Below are 12,032 nucleotides of genomic sequence, written 5' to 3'. Positions count from 1 at the left end.
GGCCATGGAAGCCTCCCATCAAAGAGATTTCCATAGCATTCATGAACTTCCGGATCGCCATATTTCCAAATAGCAAACGCGACATTTCTATTTGGGGGAAACCGGACATCTCTATTTGGGACCTACATGGGACCTACATTCAATTATGTCAGAATTCGCATTATGTTAAATAAAATTGTTGAAAACCAAGGAGATCAGCGGTCGCTGGTTCCCGATAATAGTCAGCAATCAGCGGACAACAAAGTACCTCATAAATGGACAACAAAGTCCATTTCATATGTGGTGTGTTGAACCGCTGTTTTCCGTCCTTATCGTAGAGAATGGTCCACGACAACGGGTCCTTGCTGAGTCGACGCGCATGGGAATGCAAAATTGCCGCTCAGCGCATAATTGAACTCCGCCGTTCGATATCAGCAGCATGGGAAAGCGTGTCCGCATGACAGTCAAGGAAGCGGCCGATTTGAGCCAGTCCCTTGATAAGCGCTCATTTTTCAGATCATCCGGCGGTAGATTCCATGGCAGTCTGACGCCCGGTACTTCGCCAACAAGGGATAAGTTTCGGTATCGTTCGCCACTGGCACATTGAGTATGCCAAAGTGGGACAGGCTATCGTTGAACAGATTCAGGATACGCTTGCGCAACATCGGGTTGAAATCGGAAAAACTCTTGCGGCAGGAGATCAGTTGAAATTCGTTGAACGAACTGTCCGTTCCCAGATGGTACTGTGCCCAGATAATCCGCGAACGCAGCGCTTCTGAAAAAACGGCCTGTCCGTCACGCTCGCAGATGTAATCACCGAGCGACCGCATGCCGCCGGCGCGCCGGTAACTCTCTTCATAGGAAGCCAGCCGCTCCAGCGGAAACGCTCCTCGCCGGATTTCCTGCAACAGCAGGTCATTCGAGCACGTGGCAAATATCAGCGTGCGGTCATACAGACCGGCTTCCATCAGCAAAATGGCAAAGGCAAAGATTTCTTCCACGCAAAGGCACTCTGCCAGCCAAACTTTCGGCGCGGCAAAACTGCTCAGCGATGAATCGATCAAGCTGCGCAGTACCCTAAATTCCACTGCGTCGTCGAATAGTGGCGAGCAGTCGTGCACGACGAGCGCACGGCACAACGCATCAGCGGCAGCCTTGTCGTGCAAGATCAGCGCGAGCAACGACGACACGGTCTTCAATCCAAGGCTTGCCATGTAGCCGAACATTCTATTCCGCAGCGACCGGCGCTCGTACCCCCGGAAGTCTGTTTCGTAAAGCTGAAACAGGCCCTCCAGAAGCAGATCAATTTCCAGATTTTCCCGGCGCTGCTCCTCGTTCGTAATGTCATTCATCGGAACAGCCATACGCGCATCAGCGACAGCAATTGCGGTACATCCACCGGCTTCGTGATGTAATCCGATGCCCCTGCTGCCAGACACTTATCGCGGTCGCCCTTCATCGCCTTTGCTGTCAATGTAATGATTGGCAGCGACTTGAATCGCTCATTCTGACGAATGGCACGCATGGTGTCGTAGCCGTCCATCTCTGGCATCATGATGTCCATCAGCACAATCTCGATGGACGGATCCTTTTCGAGGAGCTCGATGCCGTCCCTGCCGTTCTCCGCAAAGGCCACTACCATGTCATGCCGCTCGAGCACCGTGGTCAACGCAAAGATATTGCGCAAATCGTCGTCGACGACCAGCACCTTGCGCCCTGCCAGACCGCTGCCAGCCATATCCACTTCTTCAAGCATGCGACGTTGTGCTTCCGGCAGGCTTGACGGCGATCGATGCAGGAACAAGGCGGTTTCATGGACCAGGCGTTCCGGGGAACGTACATCCTTGATGACAATGGTTTTCGCCACGGATGATAGCCGCGTGATTTCCTGGCGGTTGAGCTCCTTCGCCGTATAGACCACGACAGGTAGATCGCGCAAACGCACATCCTTGCTCAAGCGGTCTAGCAGTTCAAAACCGTCAAAGTCCGGCAATGTCAGGTCAAGAATCATGCAATCAAAGTGATTCGACTTCAGCGCATCCAGCGCCTGTTGGCCGTTTTCCACTGCGGTAATCGCCACGTCCGAGTCATCCACCAGCGACAGGATCTGCTCGCGCTGCATCTTGTTGTCCTCGACGACAAGCAAATTGCGCTTGCCGCGATTGAGGTAATGCTGGATGCGTACGAATTCCTCTTCAAGACGCTCGGCGGTGATGGGCTTGGTCAGGTAGGATATCGCGCCTTGGCGCAATCCTCGTTCCCTTTCGTAGGTACTCGACAGAATATGTACCGGAATATGACGCGTGCTGGGATCGCGCTTGAGGCGATCCAGGACCGTGAAGCCGTCGATTCCCGGCAGATCGATATCCAGGAAGATCGCCGCTGGCAGGTAGTCGCGCGCTAGTGTGAGCGCTGAGTCCCCGTTGGCAGTCACAATGCCCTTGAAATTCTTTTCCCGCGCCTGGTTCAGCAGAATCTTTGAGAAAGCCTCATCGTCTTCAACGATCAGGATGGCCGGATCCCCGGAAGCGATCAAGTTGCGATCGTCCGTGCCGGTTTCGTGATCGACGACAACCGTAACAGCAGTCCTCGTCACGGGTGCAGGGGCACTTGCCACTAATGGCCCGGATTTATGCTCAGCACCCGCGGTTGCGGCCGGAGACGGTGACGACGAGGAGATTGCCGGCAGCACGGTCTGCGTTACGGCGCTGTAATTGACAAAACCTTCCTTGTTATATGGCAGGTATAGCGTAAATGTACTGCCCACGCCGACGGTGCTGGTTACCCGGATTTCTCCACCGAGCAGGCGCGCGAGTTCGCGACTGATCGACAAGCCAAGACCGGTTCCGCCATATTTGCGGGCGGTACTGCCGTCGGCCTGCTGGAACGCCTCAAAGATCAGCTGCAGCTTGTCCGCGGCGATACCGACACCGGTATCCGTGACCGAGAAGGCCAGTACCGCGTCGGCATTGCGCAGGTTGGGATGGTCGGTATTCCAGCCGGTAGCGGCAACGCTGATCTGCAACGCCACCTTTCCATGCGGTGTGAATTTGAACGCATTGGACAACAGGTTCTTCAGGATTTGCTGCAGGCGCGTCGTATCGATGACCATCGCCTCCGGCAGCGAATCGCCCAGTCCGATCTCGAAGCTAATATTCTTGGCTTCGGCCATGTGGCGGAAGGTACGGTCCAGATAGCTGGTGAGCACCGAGAAGCGATACTCACTGACTTCCAATGTCACGGTACCCGATTCGATCTTCGACAGGTCGAGAATGTCATTAATCAGGGTCAGCAGGTCGCTGCCCGAACCATAGATGGTTTTTGCGTATTCGACCTGGTTGGCCGACAGGTTACCGCTGGGATTGTCGCCTAGCTGCTGGGCCAGCAGCAGCAAGCTGTTCAATGGCGTGCGCAGTTCGTGCGACATGTTGGCCAGGAACTCGGATTTGTATTTCGAAGACAGCGCAAGCTGGGTCGCTTTTTCTTCCAACGCATACTTTGCCTGCTCCACCTCCTGGTTTTTCCTTTCCACTTCGCTGTTTCGCTCCGACAAAAGACGCGCCTTCTCCGCGAGTTCCTGGTTGGTCTGTTGCAATTCCTGCGCGAGGCGCTGCGACTGCGTCAGCAGCGATTCGGTACGGCTGTTGGTCTCGATGGTGTTCAACACCACGCCGATCGTTTCCATCAGCTGGTCGAGGAAATCGATATGCGTTGGCGTGAAGCGGTCGAGTGAAGCAATTTCAATCACCGCCTTGACTTCCTGTTCAAACAGGATCGGCAGCACGACAATATTGGTTGGCGGCGCCGCTCCCAGACCGGAAGAAACGAAAATGTAGTCGCGCGGCACGTTAGTCAGCCAGACACGGGTTTTCTCGACCGCGCACTGTCCGACCAGGCCTTCGCCGGGACCGAAGGATTGCGGCAGCTTCTTGTGGGAGCGATAGCCATAGCTGGCGATCATGTTGAGGCGTGACGTCTGGTTCTGCGAATCCATCATGTAGAACACGCCATGATGGGCGGCCACCAGCGGTGCCAACTCAGACAGGATCAATTTGCCGACCTCTTCAAGGTCGCGCTGACCCTGCAGCAGGCGGGTGAAGCGCGCCAGGTTGGTTTTCAGCCAGTCCTGCTCAGCATTTTTCTGCGTGGTTTCCTTCAGATTGCGGATCATCTCGTTGATGTTGTCCTTCAAGTCGGACACCTCGCCGCTGGCTTCCACCTGAATGGAACGCGACAAGTCACCCGCCGTCACCGCGGTTGCCACCTCCGCAATCGACCGTACCTGCGTACTCAGGTTCGCCGCCAACTGGTTCACGTTTTCTGTCAACGCTTTCCAGGTACCGGAAGCACCCGGCACCGAAGCCTGACCGCCCAGCTTGCCCTCTACGCCCACTTCACGTGCCACGGTCGTCACTTGGTCGGCGAACACTGCCAACGTGTCGGTCATTTCGTTGATCGTATTGGCCAGCGATGCGATCTCGCCTTGCGCCGCCACGGTGAGTTTCTTCTTCAGGTCGCCGTTCGCCACCGCGGTCACCACGCCGGCGATACCCCGCACCTGTTCGGTCAGGTTGGCCGCCATGAAGTTGACGTTCTCGGTCAAGTCTTTCCACGTCCCGCCTACACCCTCGACCTGCGCCTGTCCGCCCAGCTTTCCTTCGGTACCCACTTCGCGTGCCACCCGCGTCACCTCGGACGCAAACGAGGACAACTGGTCCACCATCGTGTTGATGGTGTTCTTCAGTTCGAGAATTTCGCCCTTGACGTCCACCGTGATCTTCTTGGACAAGTCGCCGCGCGCCACCGCCGTGGTCACCTCAGCGATGTTTCGCACCTGGCCTGTGAGGTTCGACGCCATGAAGTTCACGTTGTCGGTCAAGTCCTTCCATGTGCCCGATGCGCCGGGAACGTTCGCCTGGCCGCCGAGGCGGCCTTCCGTACCGACTTCCCGCGCTACCCGCGTCACTTCGGAGGCGAAGGAGCGCAGCTGGTCCACCATCGTGTTGATGGTGTCCTTGAGCTGCAAGATCTCGCCACGCACGTCCACCGTAATTTTTTTCGACAAGTCGCCGTTCGCCACCGCGGTGGTCACGTCGGCGATATTGCGCACCTGCGACGTCAGGTTGCCCGCCATCGAGTTCACGGAGTCTGTCAAGTCCTTCCATGTACCTGCGACGCCGGGCACGTTCGCCTGTCCGCCCAGCTTGCCTTCGGTTCCCACCTCTCGTGCTACCCGCGTCACTTCGGAGGCGAAGGAGGAGAGCTGGTCCACCATCACGTTGATCGTATCTTTTAGCGCCAGGATCTCGCCCTTGACGTCCGCAGTAATTTTCTTCGACAAGTCGCCGTTCGCAACGGCTGTCGTCACTTCCGCGATGTTACGCACTTGCCCAGTCAAGTTTGACGCCATGAAGTTCACGTTGTCCGTCAAATCCTTCCAGGTGCCGGCAACGCCCTTCACCTGCGCCTGTCCGCCGAGCTTTCCTTCGGTACCCACCTCACGCGCTACCCGTGTCACCTCTGATGCAAACGAGGACAACTGGTCCACCATCACGTTGATGGTGTTTTTGAGCTGCAGAATCTCGCCCTTTGCATCGGCGGTAATTTTCTTGGACAAGTCGCCGTTTGCGACTGCCGTCGTCACCTCTGCAATGTTTCGCACCTGGCCAGTCAAGTTACCCGCCATCGAGTTTACCGAGTCGGTCAAGTCCTTCCATGTACCTGCCACGCCCGGCACGTTCGCCTGACCTCCCAGCTCGCCCTGTGTACCGACCTCTCGCGCCACCCGCGTCACTTCGGAAGCGAAGGAACGCAGCTGGTCCACCATGGTGTTGATCGTGTCTTTGAGCTGCAGGATTTCGCCGCGTACGTCCACCGTAATCTTTTTCGACAAGTCGCCATTGGCGACTGCGGTCGTCACGTCGGCGATGTTACGCACCTGCGACGTCAGGTTGCCCGCCATCGAGTTCACCGAGTCGGTCAAGTCTTTCCAGGTGCCGCCCACGCCCTTCACTTCCGCCTGGCCGCCGAGCTTGCCTTCGGTACCGACTTCCCGCGCCACCCGCGTCACCTCCGATGCAAACGAGGACAGCTGGTCCACCATCACGTTGATCGTATCCTTGAGCTGCAAAATCTCGCCTTTCGCATCGGCGGTAATCTTTTTCGACAAGTCGCCGTTGGCCACCGCTGTTGTCACTTCAGCAATATTTCGAACCTGGCCGGTCAGGTTCGACGCCATCGAGTTGACTGAGTCGGTCAAGTCCTTCCACGTACCTGCGACACCCTGCACCTCCGCCTGGCCGCCGAGCTTGCCCTCGGTCCCCACCTCTCGCGCCACCCGCGTCACCTCTGATGCAAACGAGGACAGCTGGTCCACCATGACGTTGATGGTGTTTTTGAGCTGCAGGATCTCGCCCTTTGCATCGGCGGTAATCTTCTTGGACAAGTCGCCGTTCGCCACCGCCGTGGTCACTTCCGCAATGTTTCGTACCTGGCCCGTCAGGTTCGATGCCATCCAGTTCACCGAGTCGGTCAAGTCTTTCCACGTGCCCGCCACGCCCGAGACTTCTGCCTGACCGCCGAGCTTGCCTTCGGTACCGACTTCTCGCGCCACCCGCGTCACTTCGGAGGCGAACGAAGACAGCTGGTCCACCATCACGTTGATCGTGTCTTTGAGCTCCAGAATCTCGCCCTTGACGTCCACCGTGATCTTTTTCGAAAGATTGCCATTGGCCACTGCCGTGGTCACTTCTGCAATGTTTCGTACCTGATCGGTCAGATTCGATGCCATGAAGTTCACGTTGTCGGTCAAGTCCTTCCAGGTGCCGCCCACGCCTTTGACCAGCGCCTGACCGCCGAGCTTGCCCTCGGTCCCCACCTCTCGCGCCACACGTGTTACCTCGGACGCAAATGACGACAGCTGGTCCACCATCACGTTGATCGTGTTTTTGAGCTGCAGGATCTCGCCTTTCGCATCGGCGGTGATCTTCTTGGACAAGTCACCGTTCGCCACCGCGGTGGTCACTTCCGCGATGTTTCGCACCTGTCCGGTAAGGTTACCCGCCATTGAGTTGACCGAATCAGTCAAGTCCTTCCAGGTGCCTGCCACGCCAGACACCTCGGCCTGGCCACCGAGCTTGCCCTCGGTACCGACTTCCCGCGCCACCCGTGTCACTTCGGACGCGAACGAAGACAGCTGGTCCACCATCACGTTGATCGTGTCTTTGAGCTCCAGAATCTCGCCCTTGACGTCCACCGTGATCTTTTTCGAAAGGTCGCCATTGGCCACCGCGGTGGTCACTTCTGCGATGTTTCGTACCTGGCCGGTCAAGTTCGATGCCATGAAGTTCACGTTATCGGTCAAGTCTTTCCAAGTGCCACCTACCCCCGGCACATAAGCTTGGCCGCCCAACTTGCCTTCGGTACCCACTTCCCGTGCTACCCGCGTCACTTCGGAAGCGAAGGAACGCAGCTGGTCCACCATGGTGTTGATCGTGTCTTTGAGCTGCAGAATTTCGCCGCGCACGTCCACGGTAATCTTTCTCGACAAGTCGCCGTTGGCCACCGCCGTGGTCACGTCAGCAATGTTACGCACCTGCGATGTCAGGTTGCCCGCCATCGAGTTCACCGAGTCGGTCAAGTCCTTCCAGGTGCCGGCTACGCCCGGCACGTTCGCCTGGCCGCCGAGCTTGCCCTCGGTTCCCACCTCTCGTGCTACCCGCGTCACCTCCGATGCAAACGACGACAGCTGCGCCACCATGGTGTTGGCCGTTGTTGCCGACCGCAGGAACTGTCCCTTGAGTGGCCGTCCATCGACATCGAGCATCATCGTCTGCGACAGGTCACCCTTTGCCACTGCGCCAATGACGCGCGCCATTTCGGTGGTCGGCCGCACCAAGTCGTCAATCAGCGTGTTGACTGAATTGACAATGGTGGCCCAGCGTCCGCCGGTTGACGACCCAGGACAGCGCTGTGACAGGCGTCCGTCCCGGCCTACCACGCGACTGACGTTGACGATACCATTGGCCATGGCATCGCTGTTCTCCATGATTTCATTGAGCGTATCGGCAATCTTTCCGTCAAGGCCGGTCAAATCGGAAGGCATTCGGACGGAAAAATCGCCTTTTTTTAATGCCATCAAAGCTGCCAGCAATTGGCGGGAATCCAGGCTTTGTTGCAGATCGGTAATGGTGTTCATGTTTGGATTTGCCGATTAGAATTGGGTTGCGATATTCTGGGCGCTGTCATTCACCGCTGCAAGTACTACGATGTGACTTGTGCTTCGAAAGGTAGAGAGTGACGTAGATGCTTGGCCTGGATTAGAATGCAGAGCTTTTCTCGCTTGCAACACAGGCGATATATCAGTCCGACTTTAGAATAACCTGCCTTCGCGTTGGCATTGCGTCAATTATGCTACTGCCTGGGACTTTCTAGCTCACTTAGCGAAACCTATCGTGTTCAACGCAAGCCTTCCCAAGATCCTCGTCGTCAATGACGACCCAGGCAGCCTGATCGGCCTCGTCGGATTGCTTACTCAATGGACGGATGAACTGTCTTTTGAAGTCCTGTCGGCCCGTTCCGGTGAGGAAGCGCTGCGCCAGGTTCTGAAGAATGATTTTGCAGTCATTCTGCTAGACGTGAACATGCCGGATATGAATGGTTTCGAAACGGCGGAAGCCATCCATTCTCGCAAGGCGTCCGCATCAACCCCGATCATCTTTGTAACGGCCTATCTCGCCGATGAAATGAACCGGCTCAAGGGCTATGAGCAAGGTGCCGCAGATTATTTGTTCACCCCAATCATTCCCCAAGTCCTCAAAGCAAAACTTTCTGTCTTTGTCGCCTTGGCTCGGCAGAAGCTGAAGCTGAAGCATCAGGCAGAAGTTCTGGACCAGCGCGCGCAGGAGCTCACGGCGATCAATAGCCGCCTTGAAGCGGAAATCGGAAAGCGCAAGATCGCGGAGGAAAAAACAAAGTCCGCGGAGGAATTCCTGGCCATGCTCGGCCATGAGATTCGCAATCCGCTGGCAGCAGTCAGCACGGCCGCAACACTACTCGGTTTTGATGGAATTAGCCCACAACAGAGCAGTAATGCGCTGAAGATCATTCAGCGTCAAACTGGCCAGCTGACGCGAATTGTCGAGGACCTGCTCGATTTAGGCCGGGTCATGGCGGGAAAGATTGTTCTATCCAAGCGTCCGGTCGACCTGTCGCATTTAGTTCAAACCTGCGTGGAAACCCTTGCGGCTTCGGGTCGCACACACCAGCATGTGCTAAATGTGCAAGTGGAGCCAGGCCCGGTTGATGCTGATCCATCGAGGATGGAGCAGATCGTCACGAATCTGCTGGACAACGCATTGAAGTACACACCAGCGGGCGGCCATATCGCGGTCGAAGTGAAGCAGGAAGCTGATGAAGTCATTCTTTCAGTACGTGATACCGGGATCGGCATGTCTGCCGAGTTGTTGTCGCAGATTTTCAATATATTCGTGCAGGGCGAGCAGTCGCTCGACCGACCGCAAGGCGGCTTGGGCATCGGACTGGCACTGGTACGCCAGCTGGTGACCCTTCATGGCGGAACAGTGACTGCCGATAGCAACAGCAAGGACAAAGGCAGTGTCTTTGTCGTTCGTCTTCCCAGAATTGCTGCCTCGGCTGTCATCAGCGAGACGCCGGCGATACATGTCACACCGGCCGCGTGCCGCATCTTGTTGATCGATGACAATGACGACAGCCGGGAGATTACTACCGTCTTACTAACATCGCTTGGACATCAGGTCGTCACCGCCTCGGATGGTATTTCCGGCATACAGACGGCGTTTGCTGAAGTCCCCTCCATTGCACTTATTGATATCGGCCTTCCGGGCATTGACGGCTATGAAGTCGCTCAACGGCTGCGGGCGGATGCACGCACTTCTCATATGAAGATGATTGCCGTGACAGGCTACGGTTCGGAGGATGCCAGCATCCGAGCACGCGAAGCAGGCTTTGATCTCCATCTTGTAAAGCCTGTTCCGATTGAACGCCTGACAGAAGTTATCAATACACATTTGGGGAGTTGCTCCATTCATGCAGGCGCCAGGCGCGTTGAGTAAGGCAAACTGGCGCTCTGCTTCGGGAGGCAATTGATTTACAGGAAGAGATCAACGCGCAGTGAAGCCGGCGGGATTGGCTGCGAAACTGACTAAGCGGGCATTGAGCTGCACGTCGGCTTCAGGTGTAACTGTGCAACCCACTTCATCGGGCCGGCTATGACATCCAGAGCGTGCAGGGGGGCTTGGGAATGCAGACCTATCGACGATGCAGGTGTACACCCAAGTGATCAACATGGTGCGCGACGCGTGTCATCTCCGGCGGGCTTTTGAGGTGTACTGTCAATGATGGACACTCACGTCTCAGGCGGCCTGCAAGTGTATGAAGGCTTCAGCAAACACTGCCGGCGGTTGGTAGCCAAGGCGTGAATGACGCCGCTGGCGGTTGTAAAAGATTTCGATATATTCTTTGATGGCTGCCTCGCCATGAGCACGCGTCTCGTAACGCTGGTGATGGACCATTTCGTTTTTCAGGCTGCCCCAGAAGCTTTCCATCGGCGCGTTGTCAAAGCAGTTTCCCTTGCGCGACATCGAGGCGTACATGCCGAACTGCTCAACCAGCTTGCGGTAGTCATGAGCACAATATTGGGCGCCGCGATCGGAATGATGGATCACACCTGCAGGCGGCCGCTTGTTTGCGACTGCTCGCCATAACGCCTGGGCGGTCAGCGCCTGCGTCATTCGATCTCCCATGGCATAACCCACAATCTCGCAGGTGAACACGTCCTTGACCCCGGCCAGGTAAAGCCAGCCTTCGCCAGTGGAGATGTAAGTGATATCGGTGACGTACACTTCATTTGGACGTGTCGGGTTAAAAGTCTGCTCAAGCAAGTTCGGTGCAATTGGGAAGTCATGCCGCGAATCGGTCGTGGCCTTGAATTTGCGTTTTTGCTTGCAGCGCATACCCAGTTCCCGCCGCAGTCGGGCGATGCGATCACGGCCGGCAACAAACCCTTGTGCCTTGAGTTCCGGCTGCATTCGCCGTACGCCATAGGTTTCGCGGCTCTGCCGGTGTACTGCCTTGATTGCTACTTTCAACCGTTCGTCGCCTTGCTGGCGTGGTGATGGCTTGTGTGTCAGCCAGGCATAAAAGCCGCTACGCGACACCTCAAAAACTCGACACAGCAACGCCACCGGATAGTCGAGCCGCATCTTATTCAATTGCGCGTACCGGGCAGCGACTCCCTGGCAAAGTACGCGGTGGCCTTTTTTAACACTTCCTTCTCCATGCGCTCCGTGGCCAGTTCCTTGCGTAATCGGGCAACCTCTGCTTCCAGATCGGCCACGCTTCGACTGCCCGGCGCCGCTGCCGCTGTTGTTCCGCGCTTGGCTGCCATGACCCAGTTCGACAGCGTTCCTTTGGGGATGGACAGGCGCTGCGCCGCCTCTTCTAGCGACAGCCCTTGTTCCAATACCAACTTCACCGCCTCCCCGCGAAACTCAGGCGTATAAGTCCTCAGATTTGTTCTCGTCATGCTTTCTCCCTTTGACTCAGTTTATCAAACGGGAGTGTCCACGGATGTCAGGCTACCTCACTTTTTCTTCCGACTGGTATGTGGCCGACCACTCCGGCGCTCATACGGGTAACGTGTTGAAATGGGATGATTGAGGGCTATGCTGGTAACGTGCCATCTGCGCGACTACTGACCGCCGCACTCTACCAGATCGGAACACCTGGTATCTCACCAAAACTCTGTCCCAGAAGCAGGCGCCCCTGTGGATGTCGTGCGCTTCTACGGATTGCGTGGTTGGATCGAGCAGAGTTACAAGCAGGTGAAGGATGAGTTGGGCTGACTTCAAGGTGGGAGCTTATCGCGCCATCCGTCGACATTGGACGCGGGTGTGCTGTGCCTTTGCCTTCTGCTGGTGGCATCAAGCTTATGAAGTTCATGTACACGGGGAAGTCACGCCACAGGCGGCGGAAAAAACACACAAGGCCGCCCTCGAACGCGATGTTGCTGG

At 56.6% G+C, this 12,032-nt stretch carries 4 protein-coding genes; 1 reads left to right on the top strand and 3 read right to left on the bottom strand.

Annotated features, from left to right (window positions below):
- Positions 1–491: 491 nt before the first annotated feature.
- Positions 492–1,331 (bottom strand): CheR family methyltransferase, encoded by an 840-nt coding sequence (locus IGW03_RS21165; protein ID WP_194724511.1) that lies wholly within the window; start codon positions 1,329–1,331, stop codon positions 492–494.
- Positions 1,328–8,176 carry a HAMP domain-containing protein gene (locus IGW03_RS21160; protein WP_194724510.1) on the bottom strand — a complete coding sequence of 2,283 codons (6,849 nt, stop codon included), beginning with the start codon at positions 8,174–8,176 and terminating at the stop codon, positions 1,328–1,330. Before IGW03_RS21160 ends, IGW03_RS21165 begins: the two co-directional genes overlap by 4 nt.
- 256 nt (positions 8,177–8,432) lie before the next feature.
- Here IGW03_RS21160 and IGW03_RS21155 point away from each other — a divergent pair, with 256 nt between their 5' ends.
- Positions 8,433–10,073 carry a response regulator gene (locus IGW03_RS21155; protein WP_194724509.1) on the top strand — a complete coding sequence of 547 codons (1,641 nt, stop codon included), beginning with the start codon at positions 8,433–8,435 and terminating at the stop codon, positions 10,071–10,073.
- A gap of 300 nt (positions 10,074–10,373) precedes the next feature.
- On the opposite strand, the gene IGW03_RS21150 is transcribed toward IGW03_RS21155, so the two are convergent.
- Positions 10,374–11,545, bottom strand: a protein-coding gene (locus IGW03_RS21150) for an IS3 family transposase (protein ID WP_438943667.1) whose coding sequence is annotated in 2 segments (ribosomal slippage) — positions 10,374–11,260 and positions 11,260–11,545 — 1,173 coding nt in all. Because the reading frame shifts where the segments join, the coding sequence is not laid out codon by codon here.
- Between the last annotated feature and the right edge of the window lie 487 nt (positions 11,546–12,032).

It is taken from the genome of Noviherbaspirillum malthae (genome assembly GCF_015352985.1).
In the GTDB taxonomy this organism is placed as follows: domain Bacteria; phylum Pseudomonadota; class Gammaproteobacteria; order Burkholderiales; family Burkholderiaceae_D; genus Noviherbaspirillum; species Noviherbaspirillum malthae.
This window is presented reverse-complemented; position numbering and strand designations above follow the sequence as displayed.

What these genes read in the sequence shown, in the direction of transcription:
- IGW03_RS21165 (WP_194724511.1), bottom strand. Translation starts at nt 1,331, where the DNA reads ATGAATGACATTACGAACGAGGAGCAGCGCCGGGAAAATCTGGAAATT.
- IGW03_RS21160 (WP_194724510.1), bottom strand. Translation starts at nt 8,176, where the DNA reads ATGAACACCATTACCGATCTGCAACAAAGCCTGGATTCCCGCCAATTG.